Source organism: Acinetobacter sp. YH12201, assembly GCF_013418145.1.
Classification (GTDB): Bacteria; Pseudomonadota; Gammaproteobacteria; order Pseudomonadales; family Moraxellaceae; genus Acinetobacter.
On the sequence record NZ_VPCP01000044.1, the window covers coordinates 1 to 23,595 of the forward strand.

Consider the following 23,595-nt stretch of genomic DNA (forward strand, 5'->3'; position numbering starts at 1 on the left):
TGTTCCACTTTAGATATTTGTTTAAGATGAGATGTAACTCATTGAAATGTGTCATCATATTCGTCGTCAGAAAACAAGTATTATGCCATTATTTCAATGAGTTATCTTTTTTTGTCGTGTACAAAGATAAAAACGAATAATCTTCTATAAATTTATTGCAAATAATAATAATTATCATTAATATTTGCACCATTGTTACAATCCATAACAATCTATCCACTTTTAGTTCCAGATTACTGACCACAAAAGTTGCAAAACAGTATTGGAATTCTGTCTTATACGAAACTAGGGATGACTGACCATGGCACAAATCAAAAGCCGTAAACACCACAGAAATGCTCAACTGGTTGCCTTAGCAGCCTCGTTCCCGCTCATGACTCATGCAGCAGCAAGCAATGGTGTCACCCAGCTGCCAACCATTACCGTGGAATCTAAAGCGGAAAATAAATATAAAGCCGATAGCGTCAGTTCCCCAAAATATACCCAGCCACTGGTCGATACCCCGCAAACCGTTTCCGTGATTAAAAAAGAACTATTAAAAGAACAAGGTGCGACGTCTTTGGTTGAAGCCTTAAGAAACACACCGGGAATTACCCTGCAACTGGGTGAAAATGGCAATACCAGTGCCGGCGATGCCTTTCAAATGCGCGGTTTTTCGACTCAAACCTCTACCTATGTCGATGGTATTCGCGATTTGGGTGCAGTCACCCGCGATGTCTTTAACCTGGAACAGATTGAAGTGGTCAAAGGCCCTTCTGGTGCGGAAGCTGGTCGTGGTGCAGCATCAGGGTATATCAACCTGGTCAGCAAACTACCACAGACTGAAAATAGCCGTGAAGTTTCTGCCACTTACAATACTGCAGAACATGCCCGCCTGACTGCTGATATCAATCAGGTAATTAATGATGGCATTGCAGTTCGTTTAAATGCCATGGGACAGGACGGCGGCGTTGAAGGCCGCGACTTTATTGAAAACAACGGCTGGGCCATTGCACCCTCGATTGCTTTTGGCCTGGATAGCGATACCCGCCTGTATCTCTATTCACAGCATATTCGTCAACGCAATATTCCGGATGGCGGTATCCCAACTATTGGCATGAAGGGTTTCTACAATGCCGATTCTGCTTTAGCTTCAGCACCTAAAGTGAATCGCGAAAACTTTTATGGTCACGTCGATGACCATGAAGATGTCCATGCAGATATGTATACGGCAAAGATCGAAAGTGATCTGGCTGAAAAGGTCAAACTGACCAACATCACCCGTTTGGGTAAAACCAGTATGAACCGTGTTTTAACCGGGATAAATACCGGTTCAGCCGGTTTAAGAACCAATGGTTCAAATGATCCAAAAGACTGGGAAGTTAACCGTTCACGTCAGGGTGTCAATCAGGAAAATAAGATTCTTGCTAACCAGAGTACTTTGAACCTGAATTTAACAACCGGTGCCATTGAGCATGATGTAGTTGCAGGTTTGGAATTTTTAAAAGAACAGCAACATACGAAAACTATGGCTACGCAAATGCCGGGTCAAGCGACAGTAGCCACATCTTGGGCCAATCTTTATGATCCAGATCGCAATGAAGCAATGCCCGGCCTGATGTATAATGGGGGCTATACCCATGGTGAAACTGATACAGCTGCCGCCTATTTATTCGACACGCTTAAATTTGGCGAGCGCTTCCAGCTGAATGGTGGAGTACGGGTCGACTATTACGACACCGAATATGATGCTTTGACCTTGCCATCGGGTAGCAGCAGCTTGGTCCCTGCTAGTTTTGGTGCACATGACACCTTGGTCAGCTGGAAACTGGGAGGCCTATTTAAACCTACGGCTAAAAGTAGCGTATATGCTTCTTATGCCAAATCCCTGACTCCTCCGGGAAGCGCCAACTTTAGCCTTTCAGCAACCGGAATTAACAGTGCTGCTGCCAAACCGCAAGAAACCCATCACTATGAAATTGGCACCAAGTGGGATTTGCTCAATGATCAACTGGCACTCAATGCTGCTACCTATTACACTGAAAATGAAAACCAGTTTACTCAGGATGCCATTACCCAAGAATCCATTCAACAAGGTAAAACGACCGTGAAAGGGGTTGAACTGAGTGCTGTGGGCAAAATCACGGATGCATGGAATGTATCTGCCGGCGTGGCTCATATGAAAACTGAACAAGAAGATCAGCTCAGCGTGAATGCAACCACAGGAGCAATTACCCGAACCAACAATGTGCGCTGGTCACCGGAATGGACTGCAAGCTTATGGTCTACTTATGATGTTTCCGGCTTTAAACTGGGCTTGGGTGCGCGCTATGTAGACGAACAAAAACGTGTCATTACCGACAGCACGGCAGCGGCGAATATGCCTAACATTCCAGGCTATGTGGTATTTGATGCCATGGCGGGCTACAGCTTGAATAAGAACGCTTCGGTCAACTTGAATGTCTATAATCTGGCAGACAAGGAATACATCAGTACCCTCAATAATGGCGGTGGCCGTGTGATATTAGGACAACCGCGTTCTGCAGCTTTAACCTTTAACTATAAGTTTTAAGCCATTCGCCAAGTCTTAGCAGATTGAGTATAAATATAGTGTGTTAGATTTAGTGACTGTTGACTCCTCGTGTATGAAATAGCAACTGTACCTAATGCACTACATGATTTATTTTTGAATCCAATTAATGTTAGGGATGCAGATCAAGCTGATGATGTTACATATTCCTGAAATTCTAAGCAAACAGCAGGTTGTCGAGCTACGACAACAATTAGATAACAGTCAGGCCTGGATTCAGGGTCAGCACAGTGCCGGCTTTCAGGCACAAAAAATAAAAAATAATCTACAGATTGATCCCAACAGCATTGCTTATCAATCCTTTGCGGCCAAAATTCTTCAGGCCTTACAACACAACCTCCTGCTCAAATCTGCGGCATTGCCCAAGCATATTCTTCCGCCTTTATTTAACTGCTATCAGGATCAGGGGCATTATGGCAATCATGTTGATAATGCCGTGCAATATTCCAGCAGCATTGGACAAGCCATTCGGACTGACGTTTCCATCACCGTATTTTTATCTGAACTGGATGAATATGCAGGCGGTGAACTGATTGTGGAAGACAATTATGGCAGTCATGAAGTAAAGCTCGATGCGGGAGATGCCATACTCTACCCGGCCACTAGTTTACATCGGGTGGAAGCGGTGACCCAAGGCAAACGGATTGCGGCATGTACCTGGATACAAAGCATGGTCAAAGATGACTGGCAGCGCAGCATGCTGTTTAACCTGGATATGAACATTATTCAATTACGCCAGCAGATTGGCGATAGCGAAGAAATTCTAGGTTTGACCAGTCACTATCATAATTTATTACGCCAATGGGGAGATCTATGAAAACCGTTGCTCCCCTCTCGCAGATTCCGGCCTATTTACAAACTATTGCCGATTATGAAATTCAGGCGCAAAAGCATCTGTCTGATATGGTGTGGCAGTACTTGCAAGGCGGCTCTATGGATGAGGTCAGTGTTCGCGACAATCTGGATCAGTTTCAACAGATTCATCTACTACCCCGCATGCTCAAAGACCTGACCCAAGGTCATACCCGCTGTAAAATTTTAGGGCAGGAATATCCGCACCCGATTTTTCTGGCCCCGATTGGACACCAACAACAGTTCCATCCTGAAGCTGAAGCAGCAACCGCACTGGCGGCAGAAGTGCTGGGCAGCAACATGGTACTCAGTACCTTTAGCAATACTGACATGCGCCAACTGAAACAGGACAATCCATACAAGTGGTTTCAGCTGTACTGGCAAGGTGACCGGGAAAAATCGCTGGCGCTGGTGAAACTGGCAGAACAACAGAATTTTAAAGCCTTGGTGATTACCGTGGATTCACCGCATACTGGCATCCGTGACCGTGAACGCCGGGTATTTTTCCATTTGCCGGAAGGCATGCAGCATCCGCATACAGCGGCGCATATTCCCTTGCCTGAACTGCACGAGGGAGATCATCCCGTATTTAATGGTTTGATGAAAATTGCACCCACCTGGGAGGATATTGCCTGGATGGTTCAACAGACCTCATTACCCGTTATTTTAAAAGGAATCGTCAATCCGCACGATGCCCGGCTGGCCATACAGCACGGCGTACAAGGCCTGATTGTGTCCAATCATGGCGGTCGTGTATTAGATACTTGCATTCCTCCACTGACTGCATTGCAGTTGATTAAAAAAGTGCTGCCGGCCGATTTTCCGCTGCTATACGATGGCGGGATTCGCCGTGGTTCAGATGTGTTTAAAGCCATTGCCCTGGGCGCTGCGGCGGTTTTCATCGGGCGTCCTTATATTTATGGACTGGCAACTGCGGGAGCATTGGGTGTGGCGCATGTGATTAAAATACTGAAGGAAGAATTTGAGATTACCATGGCATTAATGGGAACAGCCACGCTAAATGACATCACTGATGAGTATATTTTCCATAAATAGTGCTGCTTATGGAAAATATTTCCCACACTCCAGTTTTATATGCAAAAAAAGAAAAATATTTCCAGAATAAATCCAGTAAGATTAAGTTATAGCTTTGCAAAAGCTGCGATAAAGCCAAGTAATAGGAATTGATGGTTTTTTTATAACTTTCGACCCATCCTTTTAGGTACCCAGCTTGCAAATTAATAGAATAGACACAATCTATATTCGTAGTACGTTGCCGTGATCTACCACTGAAAGCAACCCATGCTACTCAAGGAGTTACCTCATGATGTTGGCTGATCCAAGTAAAAAATATCGTCGCATGTACCAGCGTGTAGACTTGCCAGACCGTCAATGGCCAAATAACGAAATTACCAAAGCGCCAATTTGGATGAGTACCGACTTACGTGATGGTAACCAAGCCATTTTTGAACCGATGGATATGGATCAAAAATTCAAAATGTTCCAGATGTTGGTGAAAATTGGTTTCAAACATATTGAAATTGGCTTCCCGTCTGCATCGCAAATTGACTTTGACTTCACCCGTAAATTGATTGAAGAAGGTCATATTCCGGATGATGTGTACATTGAAGTTTTAGTGCAGGCGCGTGATCATTTAATTCAGCGTACTTTCGAATCCTTGGTCGGTGCAAAACGTGCCATCGTGCATATCTACAACTCGAACTCTCCGACTTTCCGTCAAAAAGTCTTGAACGTGGATGTAGAAGGTGCACGTCAGTTAGCAATTAATGCTGCTCAAAAAGTGAAACAATACGCAGCACAATATCCTGAAACTGAATTTGTATTCCAGTACAGTCCAGAATGTTTCTCTGCAACCGAATTGGAAGTGGCGAAAGCAGCCTGTGATGCCGTGACTGAAATCTGGGAAGCATCACCTGAAAATAAAGTCATTTTAAACTTACCTGCAACCGTAGAGGTATCTAGCCCGAATATCTATGCCGACCAGGTCGAGTGGATGCACCGCAATATCGAGCGTCGTGATGGTGTGATTATTTCCGTACACTGCCACAATGACCGTGGTTGTGGTATCGCAGCGACTGAATTGGCGATTATGGCGGGTGCAGACCGCGTCGAAGGTTGTGTCTTTGGCAACGGCGAACGTACCGGTAACGTCGATGTGGCAGCTGTGGCCTTGAACATGTATACCCAAGGTGTTGCACCGCACCTAGATTTCTCCAACATTAACGAAATTATTGCTACTGTGGAAGAATGCACCGGCTTGCCAGTCCACCCTCGCCATCCATATGCAGGCGACTTGGTCTTCACCGCATTCTCCGGTTCACATCAGGATGCCATCAAGAAAGGTTTTGAATTCCAGAAAAATGAAGAAATCTGGGATATGCCTTACTTGCCAATCGATCCTAAAGACTTGGGCCGTGATTACGATGCCGTGATTCGTGTGAATTCACAGTCGGGTAAAGGTGGTATTGCCTACTTGTTAGAATCCAATTACAACGTGGTGTTGCCGCGTCGTTTACAGATTGAATTTTCGCAAGTGGTTCAACAGGTGACTGACGAGCAAGCCAAAGAAGTTTCTGCACAAGACATCTGGGCATTGTTTAAAGATACTTATGTAGCCGTGAAAGATTCCCATTACTCTGCCAAAAACTATAAATTGTCCGATGAAAATGGCAATCAAGTCATTGAGTTAGATATTGAAGTAAACGGCGAAGTTCAGCACTTGCGTGGTGAAGGGAATGGACCGATCTCAGCCATCTTGAACGCATTACAGTTGCCAATTGATGTGTTGAACTATGAAGAACGCAGTATCGGTTCTGGTGCAAATGCCAAAGCCTTGGCCTTGGTTGAGCTTCAGGTCAAAGGTGCCGGTAAATCAGCCTTTGGTGCTGGAGTGCATGACAACATCGTGACCTCATCTATCGAAGCGATTATTGCCTGCACCAACCGCTTGATTGATCAGGGTGTATTAAGTACAGATCAGGTCATTGCTGCTGCAGTATAAGCTTTATCAAATAAAAAACTTTAGAAAGGATACCCACAAGTGGTATCCTTTTGTTATTCATCCTAAAGATTTAAGGCGAAAATTTCCTGTGTCTTTTCCAGCTGACTCAGTGGGCTTAGTTACCCCGCAAAAGTTTATTTTCGAAGAGCCGTTAGAGCTCGAATGTGACCGAATTCTTCCACGTTTTGAGCTCATGGTCGAAACTTATGGCGAACTCAATGCCGACAAATCCAATGCCATTCTGATTTGTCATGCCTTGTCTGGCCATCACCATGCGGCAGGTTATCATCATGAAGATGACCGCAAACCGGGTTGGTGGGATGCATGTATTGGACCAGGTAAAGCCATTGATACCTCTAAATTCTTTGTCGTCGCCCTGAATAATATTGGCGGCTGCAGCGGTTCGACCGGCCCGATTTCTCCCAATCCGGAAAATGACAACCGTCCTTATGGACCGGATTTTCCTCTGGTCACCGTGCGTGACTGGGTCAAAACCCAGGCCCTGCTCTCTGACCGTATGGGCATTGATGTCTGGTATGCCATTATTGGCGGTTCTCTGGGCGGCATGCAGGCTTTGCAATGGTCGGTGGATTATCCAGAGCGTTTAAAAAAATGCGTGATCATTGCCAGTGCTCCAAAACTATCGGCACAGAATATTGCCTTTAACGAAGTGGCACGTCAGTCGATTCTGTCTGATCCCGACTTCCATAATGGCCGTTATCTGGAAAATGACAGCTATCCTAAACGCGGGCTGATTCTGGCACGTATGGTCGGTCATATTACCTATCTGTCTGAAGAAGCCATGAAACAAAAATTTGGCCGTGACCTGAAGTCAGGCAAATTTATGTATGGTTTTGACGTCGAATTTCAGGTGGAAAGTTATTTGCGTTATCAGGGCGAGCAGTTCAGTCGTAACTTTGATGCCAACACTTACCTGATTATGACCAAAGCGCTGGACTACTTTGACCCATCACGCGAGTACGAGCAGTCCTTGAAAAAAGCCATGGCCAATACCAAGTGTAAGTTTCTGGTGGTGTCCTTTACCACAGACTGGCGTTTTACCCCGCAGCGTTCACAAGAAATTGTCGATGCCCTGATTAGCAACCATAAACCTGTCAGCTATGTCGATATTGATGCAGAACAGGGTCACGACTCGTTCCTGTTTCCGATTCCGCTTTACGTTAAATCATTACGTGCATTTTTAGGTGGTGCAGAACACCTCGAAGCCACACCTAAGGAGACTGTGTAATGCGTATCGATCATCAACTGGCAGAAAAATGGATTAAGCCCGATTCCAGCGTGCTGGATTTAGGCTGTGGCGATGGCGAACTGCTGGCCCATATGAGCAAAAAGCACAATATTCGTGCATATGGCCTAGAAATTGATCAGGAAAAGATTGCAATTGCGGTAAGTCGGGGGTTAAATATTATCCAACAAGACTTAAACCTCGGTTTAAGCCGCTTTGCAGACCAGTCCTTTGACTATGTGGTGATGGCACAGGCCTTGCAAGCTGTAGATGCACCAGACGTATTATTGCGTGATATGGTGCGTGTGGGGAAACAGGCGATTATCACCTTTCCTAACTTTGCCCACTGGAAGACCCGGTCTTTCTTGGCATTAAAAGGAAGGATGCCGGTTTCGGAAGCTTTACCGTATATGTGGTATAACACGCCAAATATTCATTTATGTACTTTCCGTGATTTTGAAGCACTGTGTGCGGAAAATGATATCCGGATTATTAATCGACTTGCCGTGAATGGGGATCAGCAAGGTAGTTTACTCAGTAAACATATCCCGAATCTGTTTGGTGAAGTCGCTATTTATCGAGTGAGCGCACTATGAAAAAAATATTATTAAGCACACTATTGGCTGGACTGTTTAGCATTCAAGCCCATGCAGAATATGTTGCACCTACGGCATCGGTTTCGAGCCAGGCTGCGCAGTATTCTGTTATGGATATTAACAACCTGACCAAAGCTGCCAAAGCCGGTCAACCCGCTGCACAATTTTATCTCGGTACCCGATATCAGCAAGGCAGAGAGGTCCAGAAGGATGAGCAGCAAGCTTTTTCCTGGTACAAAGCTGCTGCCGATCAAGGTCTGACTGCTGCACAATTGAATGTCGGTCGTATGCTGGCTGATGGTATTGGCACCAAAAAAGATGAAGCTTTAGCACGTAAATATTTTGAAAAAGCAGCAAGCCGTGGCGATAACCGTGCCAGCTTTAACTTGGCGATGATGGAAGAACAAAAGAAAAACTATGTTGGCGCATATCAGTGGTATGAATTGTCTACCCGTGACGGTATGCTCGACAATAAAGTGATTTCACTGTCTGAAGGTAAGAAAACCGCTTTGGCTGCCAACTTGAGCCAGGATCAGATTCGTCAGGCACGTGACCGTGCGGACAAGTGGATTCAGGCACAGTAATTCTGCATAATTCTATAAAGCACCTTCGGGTGCTTTTTTATTGGCTGATTGTTAGTCCCCATTTCAGGTAAAATTGAACTTATTTTAAAGATTAGAGCTTTTATAGAATGTCTGCACAAGATTGGTTATCGCAAGCAACACTGGTACTGGCAAGCAACAACAAAGGAAAGATTGCTGAATTTGAAAAAATGTTTGCCGAGCTAAATTTACCTGTTGAGGTAATCCCTCAAGGCAAACTGAATATTGAAGATGCGATTGAAGATGGTTTGAGCTTTGTTGAAAATGCCATTATTAAAGCCCGTCATGCATCTAAAATTTCAGGCAAACCGGCGATTGCCGATGATTCCGGGATTTGTGTTCCTGTACTGGGTGGTGCGCCAGGTATTTATTCTGCTCGCTTTGCCGGCGAACATGGCAATGATGCAGCCAATAATGAAAAATTGTTAACCCGACTTAAACCGCTGCGTAAAGAAGGTGAAAGTATTGAGGGCATGTTTGTTTGCGTACTTGCACTGGTTCAGCATGCTGAAGATCCGCTGCCTCAAATTTTTCAGGGCATCTGGACAGGTGAAGTGCTAGAAGCACCCCGAGGCGAAAATGGTTTTGGTTATGACCCGCTATTCTGGTTGCCTGAACTGGGTATTTCTAGTGCAGAAATGAGTAAGGAAGATAAAAATAAAATCAGCCATCGCGGTCAGGCAATGCAGTTGTTTAAAGCGAGCCTAGAGAAGTAATTTCCGCCTCTTATTACCCCCTCTCCCTTTTGGAGAGGGCTGGGGTGAGGGATTTTTAAAATACATCTCTCCCTAAACCTTTCCTAGTAGGATAGAAAAAAATTATCTTTCTCTAAAGCTTTTAGACCCTCTCTCTAACTCTCTCCCACAGTCCCACAGGGAGAGAGGACTTTTTTATATTTTTATAAACCCGGCACCAACGCATGCAACACTCCACCATAAACCCCAATCAATATCGCACTGGCCACAGTACCCGACGCAATATATTTTGCTGAATAACCCGTCCCCTGATAATGCGTTTCTAGCGCTACAATATTGGCCGCCGGCGGCAGTAGAAAGAACATCAACATCACGGCATAGGTCAGTATTTGATGCGGAATAGGCAAAAACAGATAAGCTGCTGCGCACAATAAAACCGCCAATAGCATACGGCTACTGATGATCAATAAGCTACGCTTCAAATCACTCCAGCCAATCCTGACCTTACTCAGCCACATACCCAAAACACACATACCGGCAAAGGTCACCAAGACTTTATTGGCCTGGTAAATCAGCTGTATTACGGGATGAGATTCATAGCTGCTAAAGTCCCAGAATGACAAAACAGCAGCCGTGGTCAAAGCAATAACAGGGGGCGAAAGCATTACATTTTTAATAATAAATCCCCTATCCTGCGGGGTTTCACTCACCGCCATCACTGCACAGATATTGCCAAATAAAGAACCGCCGATATACAAGGCCACAATGGTGCTGCTGGCTTCCGGTCCAAAGACGGCTAAAGCAAAAGGAAGGCCTAACCACGCACCATTCAAGTAACTAAAACACAGGGCACGTAATTTGTCTTTTTGAAAATAATAAAAACCACTAAAGAAAATAATCGAACTGAACAAGCTGAAACCGATCAGCCACAAACTGCCTTCTTTATAAAACACCATATTGTAAATGATCAGCAGGGGTATAAAGAGACGGGCCAGCAAAGCTGCCAATAATGGCCGGATCGACTTTAAAACATGCACTCCCCAATATCCGGCAAGAAAAGAAATAAGAGGAAGAATCAGTGCCATGAGGGTGCAAACTTGGTTTTTTACTGAAGAAGTCCATCCTAGCACAGCTGATATTCAAACATGATCTTGCAGGGCTCATTTTTCATATTCATCTAGCCATGAATCGCTTTGTCTTAAAACCGAAACAGAAACGTCACGGCAATGTCATACAGACCTGTTGAGATAGTTCTCAATAAAAATGAGGATATTTTCATGGCAGGATTATCAATTTGGCACGTTGTCATTTTTGCAATTGTAGTGATTTTATTGTTTGGCACATCCAAACTGAAAAATCTGGGTAAAGATGTCGGTGGTGCCGTTAAGGATTTTAAAAAATCGATCAAAGATGATGAAGTCACTACTTCTGCATTAAATGAACCGCGTACCATTGAACATCAAGGCAATCCTGCAGATGTTAATTCCACAGCAAAAACACATTCAGGCTAAAACGTTATGCTCAATATCGGTATGACTGAACTGCTGGCTTTTGGCATCATTAGTTTATTGGTGCTTGGACCGGATAAGCTGCCGGAAGCTGCTCGTTTTGTTGGCAAATGGTACGCCAAAATCAAGCGCACCATCAGCAATGTGCAAAATGATATTGACCGAGAGTTACGGGTGTCCGAATTACGTGAACAGATGCAACAGGAAATGCAGCGTATTCAAGCTCTCGAACAGAAAATGCAAGCTCAAATGCAGCAACTACAACAATCTCAGCCTGCTAAAGAAAATATCTTACAAAATGCAGTGCCACATAATAAAAATGCTTCTACTGTTTATATTTTTATTCAATCACAACAGTCTTGTCATATTTATCTAAAAATACCGGATTGTGCCAAGCAGACAATGGTTCAACCCGCACCATTAAATAACATACCTGCAAGTACACAGTTCAATCCGTTAAAGGTGGCCGTATGAGTACTCCCCTAGAGCACCAGTTACCCGCTCCCCTAGCAATGCAACAGCAACCACCACTTGAAGAAATGCCTATTACCAAACATTTAATGGTATTGCGTAAACATCTTTTTAAAATGATGGCCTTACTGATTGGCTTATTTTTTTGTTTATTGCCTTTGGCCAATAAAACCTACCAAGTTTTGTCAGAACCATTACGCGCACAGTTGCCTAGTACCTCGACCATGATTGCTACCGATGTCACGGCAACATTTATGGCCCCATTTAAACTGAACTTTTTTGTGGCCTTGTTATTGGCCATGCCTTATATCCTGTATCAACTGTGGGCATTTGTAAAACCGGCCTTATATGAAAAAGAAAAGAATCTGGCTTTACCCTTACTGATCGGCAGTATCTGTCTATTTTATATAGGGATCAGCTTTGCCTATTTTGTTGCTCTGCCTTCTATTTTGCATTTTTTCATCAGTGTTTCACCCGAAACCGTTGCCCCAATGACAGATATTAATAGCTATCTGGCCTTTTGTTTAAAGCTGTTCTTGGTATTCGGATTTACTTTTGAAATTCCGGTGATTACCTTGTTATTGATTTTAATCGGGCTGGTCAATACCGAACAATTGGTAGAAAAACGACGCTTTATTGTGGTGGGTTGCTTCTTTGCGGCGATGTTTGTTACTCCGCCGGATGCTCTGTCAATGATTATGCTGGCTGTTCCAATGTGGCTGTTGTTTGAAATGGGTTTATGGCTAGGCAAGCTGCTGGAAAACCGGCGTACCGTTTAAATTCAACCGCGATGTTGCTGAGCAGACTGAGGTCTGCTTTTTTCATGAAAACGACTTATTTTCTTCACCAGACTGTCATTCAAACGTCAGGACGCTGTCATATTTTTCACCTAAGTTTAAAACAACTTTACAACAACCATACATTTGGAAAATTATCATGACAGACTTTACGCCATATCATGAAGATCAAGAATTAGACAATAATACTTCTGAGAATATCCATTTCCGTGACATTTTAGAGCAGGCGATTACACGCCGCAGCCTCATCAGCAAAACTGCGAGCGGTGCAGTTGCCTTGACTTTGGCTTCAACTTTGACTGCTTGTGGCAGCGATAGTGACAGTACCCCAAGTGCAACAACTCCATCTATTGATCCAACCAAATTACCGACAAAGTTAAGCTTTACCCCAGTGGCAAAGAACCTGAATGATATCGTCACGGTGCCAGAAGGTTATGAAGCCAAAGTACTGTATGCAATGGGTGATTCCATCAACCCATACTATGAAGCATGGGATGACAGCAAGATTCCTTCAGGTGCAAGCTTTCAGTTCCGTTCTGGTGACTGTCATGATGGCATGAGCTTTTTCGGTTTAAATACTTCGACAGGCCGTTACGATAACACCAAATCAGATCACGGCTTACTGGTGCTGAACCACGAATATATTAACCAGACTTTCTTACACCAGACAGGTCCGACCAATAAGGGAACGGGTCCTCGCCCTGAAGATGAAGTGATCCGTGAAGTCAATGCACATGGCGTATCCATTATTCATCTGAAAAAAGACAATAAAACCCAAGCCGTTGAAATTTTGAAAAATTCAATTTTTAACCGCCGTATCACAGCTTCTACACCCATGACTTTTACCGGCGTTGCTGCTGGTTCAGCTTTACTTTCAACCCGCTTCTCTCCATCTGGTGTAAAAACCCGTGGTACTCAAAATAACTGCGGTAATGGTTATACACCTTGGGGCACCTACCTGACTGCTGAAGAAAACTTTATCGGTTACTTTGTGCGTAATGCAGCAGATGATAGCTCGCGCACTGCCAATGAAATTGTGGCATTAAACCGTTACGGTTTAAAACAAGGTGCTAAATCGCGTTATCAATGGGAAACTGCAACAGGCAGCCTGGAACAGCAGGACATGTATGATCGCTGGAATGCATCTGTTGTAGGTGCATCTGCATCTGTCGACTATCGCAATATTGCGAATACTTTTGGCTGGATTGTAGAAATTGATCCATTCGATAGCCGTCAGGACCCTGTAAAACGTACCTCACTGGGCCGTTTTGCGCACGAAGACTGTCGTACCAGCCGTGCCATTGAAGGCCAGAACCTGGCATTTTATATGGGTGATGACTCACGTGGTGAATACATCTATAAATTCGTTTCTGATGCGAAATGGGATGCAAAAGATGTCAACGGTGGCTATGCAGCCGGTGATAAATATATGAATAGCGGTAAACTGTATGTTGCCAAATTCAATAGCGATGGTACAGGTCAGTGGATTGAGCTATCGATTAGCAACCCGGCAATTTCTGCTTACACGACTTATAAATTTGCAGACCAAGCGGATGTCGTAACGCATGCACGTATCGCTGCAGATGCTGTTGGCGCAACCAAAATGGACCGTCCTGAATGGGTTGCAGTCAATCCGAACAATGGTGAAGTATATGTCACTCTCACCAATAACAGTAACCGTGGTACCAGCTATGTAACTGATGCCGCCAACCCACGTAACTATACAGATCCTGAAGGCGGTAAAGGTAACGTGAATGGTCACATTATCCGCTTCCGTGAAGATGCCGACAAGACAACAGCTACCACATTCAAATGGGATATTTACCTGTTTGGTGCTGAAGCAAAAATGCTTGAAAATATTAACCTGTCTGGCCTAACTGACAATAATGACTTTTCTAGCCCGGATGGTATGTGGTTTGACCCACGCGGTGTACTCTGGATTCAAACCGATGATGGTGCCTATACGGACATAACCAACTGCATGATGCTGGCTGCATTGCCAGGTACAATGGGTGATGGTGGCACAGCAACTGCACTTTCAGGTGCTGGTACACAAGACACCTTTATGGGTGCTAAAGTGACCGATGAAAATTTACGTCGCTTCCTGACTGGTCCAAAAGAGTGTGAAATCACCGGCGTAACCATGACACCAGATTACAAAGCCATCTTCATTAACATTCAGCATCCAGGTGAAGATTCGGCTGCTTATAATAACGCAACCAGCCACTGGCCTGCGACACAAACAGATCCAAGCAATACCACTGCACGTCCGCGTTCAGCAACGGTAGTGATTACCCGTAAAGATGGTGGAGTAATTGCTGGATAAGTTTCCAACGTTTTTAAAATGCCGACCTCGTGTCGGCATTTTTTTATTTACTTAAAGGTAAATTTATCTGGATAATATTGCCCTGGGTTGTCCCTTGCTGGGATTTTTCCTGCCATTGCCATTGCTGATTTTTCATCCGTAGAAAATTGGAACAGCGTGTACCATACACCGGGCTTTGAATAAAGGTCGAAGAGAGTAATTCCTCCTTCTCCAGACTAATGCCGGTTTGGGGCAAAAGCTCGGGAATAATTTTCCGTTCATCTTCCAGAATATCCCATACCGCAAATTCCAGATCTGCTTCGGGTGTCGCTGCCTGCTGGAGCATCGGTAAAAATTCCTGGGTAAAACGTTTACGTAAATGTCGGGTCTTTTCCCAATGCTCGGTCATTAAACCATTGGACACCACATACACACCTTGCGCTAAAACCTGCGGTGCCTCACCACGGTTACTCATATAAACCGCCTGATTTGAATCACCTAAAAACAAGTTAAATCCTGCATAATCACACTGGCGTTTTTCCAATGCTTGCGCAAAGCGGATCGGGGTTAAATCGGATTCCAGAAAAGTCTGAATCAGATGACCACGAGAAGTCGGATACTGTGTTTTATCGCTCGCATCCCTGAAATTGGTCAGTACAGCCCAGCGGCCTGATGCAGTAATGCCCATCCATGTGCCGCCTGACTGCAAGTCTTTTCCGGCAATAATCCGACTGTTTTCCCAGCAATGCAATGCTGCACTCGGCCGCTGATAAAACTCATCCCGATTGGAAATCAGACATAGTGGAGTATCCGGCAAAACTTGCCAGGCTAAAGCGACAATACACATAATTCATGCTCTTCATCTTTACACATTGAATGTACAACATTTTTCCCAGGTTTCAGCTAAAATCTGTGCAAAACATAATGACAAGGAACAGGAATGCTGACCTATCCAAATATAGACCCGGTTGCGGTATCGCTGGGACCATTACAAGTCCACTGGTATGGATTGATGTATTTACTGGCATTTTTATTTGCCTGGGGACTTGCCACCTATAGAACCAAACAACGTGATGGCTGGACACCGGACATGGTCTCTGACCTGATCTTCTATGGTGCCTTAGGGGTTGTGGTGGGTGGTCGTGTAGGCTACGTATTCTTTTATGGCTTTGAACAATTCATGGCTAATCCACTGTGGTTATTTCAGGTCTGGACCGGCGGCATGAGCTTCCATGGCGGATTCCTGGGTGTGATGCTTGCCATGCTGTTCTGGTGCAAAAAATACCAGAAAACCTGGTTTCAAACGCTGGATTTTATTGCCCCTTGTGTCCCGACTGGCCTAATGTTCGGTCGTATTGGCAACTTCATTGGTGGTGAGCTTTATGGCCGCCCGGTTTCTGATCCGAACTTTGCACTGGGGATGATCTTCCCTACCGATCCCTTGCAATTGGTCCGTCATCCCTCACAGCTTTATCAGGCTTTGGGCGAAGGTTTAATCCTGTTTATTGTATTGTGGTGGTTCAGCTCCAAGCCGCGTCCACGTATGGCAGCTTCTGCCCTGTTCCTGATCGGTTATGGTATTGCCCGTTTTGTGGTGGAATTCTTCCGTGAACCCGACAATGGCCAGCTATTTATTGGCTGGATGAGTAAGGGCCAGTTCCTGACTGTACCGATGATTTTGATTGGCCTCTGGATGATGTGGTATGCCTATCAAAAGAAAATCTATGATTGGGGTCCACAGAAAAATAGCTAAATAAAATTCCTTCTCCCTTTGGGAGAAGGTTAGGATGAGGGAGACAAAAAATGTCTCCTTTTTTTATCTCTCTGGTTATGTGCTCTTAAGAAAGAGATTTAAAATAATCTACAAGTAGGTTGAATCTGTGCTTCCCTCTCACTCGTATGCTAAAGTGCCCTTAGTTCTTATTCATCCAATAGAAAAACATGCTCGAATTTTGGTTCAATCCTAAAGCTTCCATTCTTCATAAACTGCTGATCTTTGTGGTCATCGCAATTGCCACGGGCGGACTGTACTGGATGGAACCTTTAAAACCGGATGCTATCCTGATGTTCATGGGTACAGGTATTATTTTCCTGATTTGCCGTTACTGTAAAATTCATTTTGCTGCTAAAAATCCGACCGGCCTGTTCTATCGACTCTTGGTCTGGATTCCGCTTGCCTTGCTGCTGGCCCTGATTTTCATGCATATGCAGAATGGTGAAATTCTCATCCCCGGTGCCCAAGGCATCGGTTTTATGGCTTTGGCCATTTGCCTATTTTCACCCTTGTCTTTATTGAATAAAAATGCCCCCTTGGATGAGCAAAAATAATGCTGGAGTTCTGGTATTCCGACAAATGTAGCCGCGAGCTGAAACTGATAGTCTGTATTGCAACCTGTGTGATCATTTATCTCTGCTCTACTGTACAGCGACTTTCCCCCATCTTGACAGGAATAAGTGTAGGTATCGGTCTGAGCATACATGTATTAAGAGCATTAAGCTTAAAAATTGCAGCAAATAACCCTTATAAGAAAGGTTTTGAGATTCTTGTGTTCATCATGCCGCTGATGGCATTCATTACCTTAATTTCTGCATTGCCTACCCAGCATAAGCTGATGCTCGCCATTCAGGCGATTGGCTTTGCTGCTATTGGCCTATTTATATTATCGGGCTTTCCAAAGCGCAAGTTTGATTAGATTGAACTGAATTAGCTTCTCGTGTATTTCACACCCTTAAATAAGCCGAAATCCATATTGGATGTATTTTAAAAAGCCAAAATAAAAAAGACCGCTAAAAAACGGTCTTTTTCAATCATCGAGAGATGATTAAGCAGCTAATGCGCCTTTAGCTTTTTCAGCTAAAGCAGCAAATGCAACTGCGTCATGCATAGCGATGTCAGCAAGTACGCGACGGTCGATGATCACTTGAGCTTTTTTCAAGCCATCGATCATACGGCTGTACGACAAACCATTTTGACGAGCACCAGCGTTGATACGTGCAATCCACAAAGCGCGGAATTGACGTTTCTTTTGACGACGGTCACGGTAAGCGTATTGACCTGCTTTGATTACTGCTTGGAACGCAACGCGGTAAACGCGTGAGCGAGCGCCATAGTAACCTTTAGCACGAGCAAGAATTTTTTTATGACGGCGATGAGCCTGTACACCACGTTTTACACGAGCCATTTATAAATCTCCTTAGATGTATGGGCACATAGCACGAACTGAAGCAACGTCACTTACGTGAACCATCACACAGCCGCGCAATTGACGGATACGTTTAGCAGATTTTTTGGTCAAAATGTGGCGTTTGAACGCTTGTTTACGCTTGAAACCGTTAGCAGTCGCTTTGAAACGTTTAGCTGCACCACGGCGAGTTTTTAACTTAGCCATAACAACCTCTTTAAACACCTGTTCAGCACGTCTGCACCATTGCAAAAACGACCTGCAGGTAAGGGAGCGTATATTCTAAAGCATCTTTGCTCAAAACAAAAGCAGAGATACTGAAAATTGCACACCAATGATCAGATTCTCTTAGTCTTATTTTCACTATCAAAAGCGGGATGTTTTTATTAATAAATCCACTATTCGGCATTATAATTATCAGCCCATAAGAATACTGGACTGCTATGAACCCTGCACAGGATGCTTTTGCCGCCCTACGTTATCGTGACTTTTCCATTGTCACGATGAACCAGTTCTGCCTGACGCTCGCCATTTTAATTCAAGAAATTATTGTCGCGTATTCACTGTATCAGATTACCAAAGATCCTTTAACACTGGGTTTAATTGGTCTGGCCGAAGCCATTCCTTTTATTGCCTTGTCCTTGTGGGGCGGTTATTTTGCCGACCGCTTTAACAAACAGACCATCATGAAAATATGTCTGTTTTTTGCCGTGCCCTTGCCTGTGGTTTTATGGTGGCTATTCCATTCCTATGGCCTAGGACAGATCGACGTTACTACACTGTCTTGGGGGATTTATGCGGTTATTTTTACCCTAGGGACTATCCGTGGCTTCTATAATCCTTCCGCTACTTCACTCAAGCCTTTTTTAATCCCGCGCAAGCTTTATGCCAATGGTGCCACCTGGACCACCATCGGCTGGCAAAGCGGCGTGATTATCGGACCCATGCTGGGCGGTTTTATGCTGGCTTTTTTAGGTCGTGAAAACAGTTTATGGGCGGTAACCGGATTATTGTCCGTCTGCTTTATCCTGATTAACCTGCTACAAAAGCGGAGTTTTCCAAAAATTGAAACTAACAACCTACTGGAAAGTTTGGGAGACGGTTTCCGCTTTATCTGGAAAACCAAAATCGTGCTCTGGGCCATTTCGCTGGATCTGGTTTCGGTGCTGTTTGGCGGAGTTATTGCCTTACTGCCCATATTCGCTGAAGATATTTTAAAAGTCGGTCCTGAAGGTTTGGGTTACTTGCGTGCAGCGCCATCGATTGGTGCACTGATCACCATGATTGCCTTAACCAGATTTCCACCAACCCAAAATGCCTGGCGTAATATGTTGCTCGCCGTTGCCGGTTTTGGCCTATTTACCCTATTGTTTGCCTTCTCAAATAACCTGTGGCTATCGCTGTTCGCTTTGGCCATGACTGGTGCCTGTGACAGTATTTCGGTGGTCATTCGCCAGACCATTCTGCAAATTTATCCGCCAGAAAATATGCGTGGCCGTGTCGCCGCGGTGAATGGCATGTTTGTCTCATCCAGTAATGAACTTGGCGCTTTTGAATCCGGCTTAGCCGCCAAATATATGGGCACCATTATGGCAACCGTCTTTGGAGGCTGTATGACCATGGTAGTAGTAGCGCTGAGCTGGGCAAAAACCCATGATTTATTTGGCGTCGACATTACCAAAGTGCATGATCATGAACATTAATTGAGTTTTTAGACTTGCCAGTATTTCCAATTCAGGAAATACTGCGCACTCATAATACTCCGCTACCACTGCAACATCTGGTTTGACTAAGAAATAAATATTTATGAAGCAAATACTGTGTTTTTCTCTACTCATGTGTGTACCCTTCAGTACTGTTTACAGTGCTGAATCTAAAGCAACCAAACAGCTTGCCGTTCAGAAAAGCGCAGCCCTTCCCGCGCATTTGACCACACGCATTCAGTGGACCAAATTCCCGCGTCCAGACTATAAAAATGAAGATTTAAAAGAGCAAAACCGCAGTGCCATTATTCGCATTTATGCAGATGAAACCGGTAATGTCATCAAGGCCAGCGTACAGGAAAGTACCGGCTTAAGCCATCTGGATAACCTGTTGGTTCAAGCCGTGCGTGAAGCACATGTCAAACCCCATATCGAAAATGACACGGCAACACCTCTCATTGGCTATCAAACCTTTAGTTTAAAGTTAGACCAAGAGGATGTTGACGCCTGTCCCTATCAGTTTGAATCGAAAAATTGGCAAGCTCAACAGCAGAATAGAAAAACACCTTTTTCATACCGTACCCAGCCACAGCTAGACATCGATTCTGAATTGCTCAACGGCCACAATCGCGCGGTTAAATTTAACTTTAAAGTGAATAAACACGGTGAGGTGAAAAAGGTCAAAGTTACTCAGGGCTCGGGGATTTATGCTTTAGACCAGAAAGTTGTTCAAGCCGTATCAAATAGCCAAATTAATGTAAAGCGCACGGCCAGCACTTTATGGATGTATAAAAAATCCAGCTTTAAAGATGAAATTAAGTTCAACCTAAATCACTGTGAATAAGCAAAATTAAAAACGAGATGCAAAAGCATCTCGTTTTTTTAAAACAGGCTAAAAGCCAGATAGATAAACAAGTAGCGCCCTATTTTAGCAATTGCCACCATCAATAAAAATCGGGCAAAATTTTCTTTTAGCAGACCGGCAATAAGGGTAATGGGATCGCCAATGATGGGCACCCAACTCAACAATAATGACCAGTAGCCATATTTGTGATACTTCGCCTGTGCTTTCACCATTTGCTGCTGTGAAACAGGAAACCATTTTTTGTCTTTGTAACGTTCAATCTTAAAACCGAGCCACCAGTTCACGCAGGATCCCAAAATATTTCCCAAGCTTGCAACAAACAGTAGCCAAGGAACTGAATGACTGCCCTCCGCCAAAAAAGCCAATAAAACCGCTTCGGATTGCAAAGGCAATAAAGTTGCCGCACCAAAGGCAGAAATAAACAGTAACAGGTAAGCCGGCATCAGGCTGCTACCGTTTTAAAGCCCGAGTTTTTTCTTGGTTGAGGTGTATTCATAAACTGTCCAAAGCAAAGCCAGAACAAGAATCAGATAACGGCTATAGCTATAACGCTGCGTCAAAGGCTGGATGGCTGCGTATAAAGCATTCTGGTCCTGCGTATTTAAAGTCGCCATAAAATTCTGGATGTGCACGGCTTCGGCAATAAAAAGAATCAAACAAGCCGCTATACCAAAGATAATGCTCCAATAGATTTTGGCATTGTGTTCCAGAATACGCGTTGAATTTAAAAAGAATGCTTTCATAAGATGCTGATCCAGTAAAAAACCACCGCATGGGTGGTTTATTTAACAATTGATACCACTATAACTTACTTCCGCTTGATTATGAAACGAGGAGGCTTTTGTTCGTAATAACGAGTAAATTTGATTACTTCCATGATAAAACTTCTTGCTCTTAAAGCAAAATCAACTATTTCTAAAAATTCGTTATCTATTGCATAGTATCTAGATTTAGCAAAATTAGGAAAACCAATAATATATTTTTTTAAAGAATCTTTTTGTTTTTCATCAGCAAAAGGTAAAAGTTGAATAAGCTTTTTTAGATCATGGCCTGCTCTATCTTTATCACTGAGTATTTTTTCCTCTATACCATTATGTAGCAAAACCGCCTTAATTGTTAATTCAGCCAACAAATGTATGTTTTGAAATATCGTATTATTTTCAAAATTATTTATAAGACCATATGTCACAAGCTCAAGATGATTTCTAGCCTCACTCCATAATGTACCTTCTAATCCACTTGCTTTTTTCCCCTGCAATGAAATCAATCCAAAATAGATAAAGTGATCAACACTCAAAATTATTTCTTCATAAATTTCATCATCTCGGAAATAAAAAGCCTCAAATTCAGAGATATCTTTAAATTTCAATAATTCTTCAGGATCTATGACAGGGAATCCGTCAAATGCATAAAATTCGAATTTTTTAACGCGATCTAAACTAGCAACAAAACCAGTAATTTTAGGTTTCCACCCCAAAGCGCCCTGTGGAAATTTTTCTCTATAGTATACTTGCAAGGCCAAATACTGCGGATCACCTAATGAATCAATACATTTTCGCTTATATAATTTCGGATAGATTGCTGTTGCAAATCTATCCGCTCTATTATGAAAAGATACTTTCTGTTTGATTAATTTCTTTTCAATTTCAAAAAGCTCATTTATATCAATGTTCATTGTACTTTAATCGACAATGCTTTCTGAATAGCAGGACGTGCAGTCAGGTGATCTACATATTCTTTCACATAAGGATAATCTTCAAGCTGAATTTGCTGCCATTCATGGCGTAGTATCCACGGTAAAATCGCCATATCGGCAATCGAATACTCGCCCGCCACATACTTTTGCCCCATCAGCTGCTTATTCAGCACACCATACAGACGCTTGGTTTCATTGACATAACGGTCTATGGCATAGGGAATTTTTTCCGGTGCAAAGCGGCCAAAATGATGGTTTTGCCCCAGCATCGGCCCGAAACCACCCATTTGCCACATCAGCCATTGCTCGACTTCAACGCGCTGTTGCTCATCTACTGGATAATACAATCCGGTTTTACGGCCCAAATACTGCAAAATTGCCCCAGACTCAAATACTGAAATGGCTTCACCACGCGGTCCGTCCTGATCCACAATCGCGGGAATTTTATTGTTAGGTGAAATACGTAAAAAGTCAGGCTGAAACTGATCATTTTCTAAAATATTGATGGGGAAAATTTGGTATTCCAAACCCATTTCTTCTAATGCTATTGTAATTTTATGACCATTGGGTGTTCCCCAATAATAGAGATCAATCATGTTTCCTACCTTTTGCCTTTTTCGTTTTACATGACATGCTTAAAATTTATTCCAGTTATAGCATGATTTAGTACCATACATCCGCATATTTAATTATAGATTCATCAGTAAAACCACTAAATATAAAGCATTATTTTCAGGCAAAATCAGCCCCGGATGTTGTTACATATTGATGCTTGAAAAGCCTCCACCCAATCTTATATTAGACATGAAGCAATCATCCATTCAGGATATTGCTTCACATTACTTATGCCATCCATTACAGAATTATCATCATGCTTCTATAACTGTTCTGAGAACCGGAGGTTCTATCCATGAGCAATTCCAGTCTTACCCCACTGTTCCGACGTAGCATCGGTTTTGACCGTTTTAATGACCTGTTTGACTACGCAATGCAAAGTGAAACACCGAATTATCCACATTACAATATTGAAAAAACCGGCGATAATAATTACCGCATTGTCGTCTCTGCAGCTGGATTTAACGAAGACCAACTCGAGATCAACCTGGAAAATCAAGTTCTGACCATTAGCGGCAAAGCGGTTGAAGAAAAATCGGATACTACGGTAGAATTTTTACACAAAGGTATCGCCCACCGTTCCTTTAAACTGTCTTTACGTCTGGATGAACATGTAGAAGTACAACAAGCTGACTTTGCAAACGGTTTGTTAAAAATCGACTTACAGCGCAATGTTCCAGAAGAAAAATTACCTCGCCAGATTCCGATTGGCAGCAAAACCACGGAAAAACTTGCGTCACCTCAACAGGAAACAACAAAATAACACCCCCAAAAGACTGGTCAATGACTGGTCTTTTAAATAATTGAAACGATCTCTTAAAAAACCGATTCAAAAAATCATCGCTATAAAAAAGCCCTGCTTTTGCAGGGC

At 43.5% G+C, this 23,595-nt stretch carries 25 protein-coding genes and 1 pseudogene; 18 read left to right on the forward strand and 8 right to left on the reverse strand.

Features of this window, described 5'->3' with window-relative positions; genetic code table 11:
- Nucleotides 1-301 precede the first annotated feature (301 nt).
- The 8 genes from FTU91_RS09760 to rdgB all read left to right on the forward strand — a co-directional run bounded on the left by FTU91_RS09760 (nucleotide 302) and on the right by rdgB (nucleotide 9,603).
- Nucleotides 302-2,551 (forward strand): catecholate siderophore receptor Fiu, encoded by a 2,250-nt coding sequence (locus FTU91_RS09760; RefSeq protein ID WP_180082055.1) that lies wholly within the window; start codon nucleotides 302-304, stop codon nucleotides 2,549-2,551.
- Nucleotides 2,552-2,702: 151 nt separating this feature from the next.
- Nucleotides 2,703-3,386, forward strand: coding sequence for a Fe2+-dependent dioxygenase (locus FTU91_RS09765; RefSeq protein ID WP_086195429.1), 684 nt, complete (start codon nucleotides 2,703-2,705; stop codon nucleotides 3,384-3,386).
- Nucleotides 3,383-4,477 (forward strand): alpha-hydroxy acid oxidase, encoded by a 1,095-nt coding sequence (locus tag FTU91_RS09770; RefSeq protein ID WP_257221708.1) that lies wholly within the window; start codon nucleotides 3,383-3,385, stop codon nucleotides 4,475-4,477. The genes FTU91_RS09765 and FTU91_RS09770 overlap by 4 nt, the downstream gene beginning before the upstream one ends.
- 268 nt (nucleotides 4,478-4,745) lie before the next feature.
- Nucleotides 4,746-6,443, forward strand: coding sequence for a 2-isopropylmalate synthase (gene leuA, locus FTU91_RS09775; RefSeq protein ID WP_086195407.1), 1,698 nt, complete (start codon nucleotides 4,746-4,748; stop codon nucleotides 6,441-6,443).
- 88 nt (nucleotides 6,444-6,531) lie between these two features.
- Nucleotides 6,532-7,692 carry a homoserine O-acetyltransferase gene (locus FTU91_RS09780; protein ID WP_086195406.1) on the forward strand — a complete coding sequence of 387 codons (1,161 nt, stop codon included), beginning with the start codon at nucleotides 6,532-6,534 and terminating at the stop codon, nucleotides 7,690-7,692.
- A complete protein-coding gene (gene metW, locus FTU91_RS09785; RefSeq protein ID WP_086175817.1) occupies nucleotides 7,692-8,285 on the forward strand; it encodes a methionine biosynthesis protein MetW in 594 nt (197 codons plus the stop codon). The genes FTU91_RS09780 and metW overlap by 1 nt, the downstream gene beginning before the upstream one ends.
- Entirely contained in the window at nucleotides 8,282-8,869 is a 588-nt protein-coding gene (locus tag FTU91_RS09790; RefSeq protein WP_218944767.1) for a tetratricopeptide repeat protein, read from the forward strand. Before metW ends, FTU91_RS09790 begins: the two co-directional genes overlap by 4 nt.
- 107 nt (nucleotides 8,870-8,976) lie before the next feature.
- Nucleotides 8,977-9,603: an RdgB/HAM1 family non-canonical purine NTP pyrophosphatase gene (gene rdgB / locus FTU91_RS09795; protein ID WP_180082057.1), complete on the forward strand. Its 627-nt coding sequence runs from the start codon at nucleotides 8,977-8,979 to the stop codon at nucleotides 9,601-9,603.
- A gap of 182 nt (nucleotides 9,604-9,785) precedes the next feature.
- Here rdgB and FTU91_RS09800 read toward each other — a convergent pair whose 3' ends face one another.
- The gene (locus tag FTU91_RS09800) at nucleotides 9,786-10,667 is read right to left on the reverse strand and encodes a permease (protein ID WP_086195403.1); all 882 of its coding nucleotides are present in this window, start codon (nucleotides 10,665-10,667) and stop codon (nucleotides 9,786-9,788) included.
- 192 nt (nucleotides 10,668-10,859) lie between these two features.
- Between FTU91_RS09800 and tatA the strand changes: the two genes are divergently transcribed.
- From tatA to FTU91_RS09820, 4 genes and pseudogenes are all read left to right on the forward strand, one after another.
- Nucleotides 10,860-11,093, forward strand: coding sequence for a twin-arginine translocase TatA/TatE family subunit (gene tatA, locus FTU91_RS09805; RefSeq protein WP_086195402.1), 234 nt, complete (start codon nucleotides 10,860-10,862; stop codon nucleotides 11,091-11,093).
- Between the two features lie 6 nt (nucleotides 11,094-11,099).
- Nucleotides 11,100-11,357, forward strand: a pseudogene (tatB, locus tag FTU91_RS09810) (Sec-independent protein translocase protein TatB); the annotation flags it as partial.
- Between the two features lie 203 nt (nucleotides 11,358-11,560).
- Nucleotides 11,561-12,340, forward strand: coding sequence for a twin-arginine translocase subunit TatC (tatC, locus tag FTU91_RS09815; protein WP_180082058.1), 780 nt, complete (start codon nucleotides 11,561-11,563; stop codon nucleotides 12,338-12,340).
- 157 nt (nucleotides 12,341-12,497) lie between these two features.
- Entirely contained in the window at nucleotides 12,498-14,684 is a 2,187-nt protein-coding gene (locus FTU91_RS09820; RefSeq protein ID WP_086195400.1) for a PhoX family phosphatase, read from the forward strand.
- A 43-nt stretch (nucleotides 14,685-14,727) separates the two neighbouring features.
- Here FTU91_RS09820 and FTU91_RS09825 read toward each other — a convergent pair whose 3' ends face one another.
- Complete coding sequence (locus tag FTU91_RS09825; RefSeq protein ID WP_180082059.1) at nucleotides 14,728-15,510, reverse strand: NRDE family protein; 783 nt, start codon at nucleotides 15,508-15,510, stop codon at nucleotides 14,728-14,730.
- 93 nt (nucleotides 15,511-15,603) lie between these two features.
- On the opposite strand from FTU91_RS09825, the gene lgt reads away from it, so the two are divergent.
- From lgt to FTU91_RS09840, 3 genes are all read left to right on the forward strand, one after another.
- Nucleotides 15,604-16,416 (forward strand): prolipoprotein diacylglyceryl transferase, encoded by an 813-nt coding sequence (gene lgt, locus FTU91_RS09830; RefSeq protein WP_086195398.1) that lies wholly within the window; start codon nucleotides 15,604-15,606, stop codon nucleotides 16,414-16,416.
- 188 nt (nucleotides 16,417-16,604) lie between these two features.
- The gene (locus tag FTU91_RS09835) at nucleotides 16,605-16,991 is read left to right on the forward strand and encodes a hypothetical protein (RefSeq protein ID WP_086195397.1); all 387 of its coding nucleotides are present in this window, start codon (nucleotides 16,605-16,607) and stop codon (nucleotides 16,989-16,991) included.
- The gene (locus FTU91_RS09840) at nucleotides 16,991-17,356 is read left to right on the forward strand and encodes a hypothetical protein (protein ID WP_180082060.1); all 366 of its coding nucleotides are present in this window, start codon (nucleotides 16,991-16,993) and stop codon (nucleotides 17,354-17,356) included. Before FTU91_RS09835 ends, FTU91_RS09840 begins: the two co-directional genes overlap by 1 nt.
- Before the next feature lie 129 nt (nucleotides 17,357-17,485).
- Here the strand turns inward: FTU91_RS09840 and rplT are convergent, their stop codons facing one another.
- Together rplT and rpmI are read right to left on the reverse strand one after the other, a co-directional pair.
- Entirely contained in the window at nucleotides 17,486-17,845 is a 360-nt protein-coding gene (gene rplT, locus FTU91_RS09845) for a 50S ribosomal protein L20 (RefSeq protein ID WP_004867327.1), read from the reverse strand.
- 12 nt (nucleotides 17,846-17,857) lie between these two features.
- Nucleotides 17,858-18,052 (reverse strand): 50S ribosomal protein L35, encoded by a 195-nt coding sequence (rpmI, locus tag FTU91_RS09850; RefSeq protein WP_004637967.1) that lies wholly within the window; start codon nucleotides 18,050-18,052, stop codon nucleotides 17,858-17,860.
- Nucleotides 18,053-18,288: 236 nt separating this feature from the next.
- Here rpmI and FTU91_RS09855 point away from each other — a divergent pair, with 236 nt between their 5' ends.
- Entirely contained in the window at nucleotides 18,289-19,548 is a 1,260-nt protein-coding gene (locus FTU91_RS09855; protein ID WP_180082061.1) for an MFS transporter, read from the forward strand.
- 103 nt (nucleotides 19,549-19,651) lie between these two features.
- On the forward strand, nucleotides 19,652-20,392 hold the full coding sequence (locus FTU91_RS09860) for a TonB family protein (protein ID WP_086195394.1): 741 nt from the start codon (nucleotides 19,652-19,654) through the stop codon (nucleotides 20,390-20,392).
- Between the two features lie 38 nt (nucleotides 20,393-20,430).
- Here FTU91_RS09860 and FTU91_RS09865 read toward each other — a convergent pair whose 3' ends face one another.
- The 4 genes from FTU91_RS09865 to FTU91_RS09880 all read right to left on the reverse strand — a co-directional run bounded on the left by FTU91_RS09865 (nucleotide 20,431) and on the right by FTU91_RS09880 (nucleotide 22,705).
- Nucleotides 20,431-20,856, reverse strand: a complete 426-nt coding sequence (locus tag FTU91_RS09865; RefSeq protein WP_086195393.1) for a YqaA family protein — start codon at nucleotides 20,854-20,856, stop codon at nucleotides 20,431-20,433.
- Nucleotides 20,857-20,871: 15 nt separating this feature from the next.
- A complete protein-coding gene (locus FTU91_RS09870) occupies nucleotides 20,872-21,156 on the reverse strand; it encodes a hypothetical protein (RefSeq protein ID WP_086195392.1) in 285 nt (94 codons plus the stop codon).
- A gap of 65 nt (nucleotides 21,157-21,221) precedes the next feature.
- The gene (locus FTU91_RS09875) at nucleotides 21,222-22,088 is read right to left on the reverse strand and encodes a hypothetical protein (RefSeq protein ID WP_180082062.1); all 867 of its coding nucleotides are present in this window, start codon (nucleotides 22,086-22,088) and stop codon (nucleotides 21,222-21,224) included.
- Nucleotides 22,085-22,705 carry a glutathione S-transferase N-terminal domain-containing protein gene (locus tag FTU91_RS09880; RefSeq protein ID WP_086195390.1) on the reverse strand — a complete coding sequence of 207 codons (621 nt, stop codon included), beginning with the start codon at nucleotides 22,703-22,705 and terminating at the stop codon, nucleotides 22,085-22,087. Before FTU91_RS09880 ends, FTU91_RS09875 begins: the two co-directional genes overlap by 4 nt.
- A gap of 314 nt (nucleotides 22,706-23,019) precedes the next feature.
- Here FTU91_RS09880 and FTU91_RS09885 point away from each other — a divergent pair, with 314 nt between their 5' ends.
- Entirely contained in the window at nucleotides 23,020-23,487 is a 468-nt protein-coding gene (locus tag FTU91_RS09885) for an Hsp20 family protein (protein ID WP_086195389.1), read from the forward strand.
- Nucleotides 23,488-23,595 lie beyond the last annotated feature (108 nt).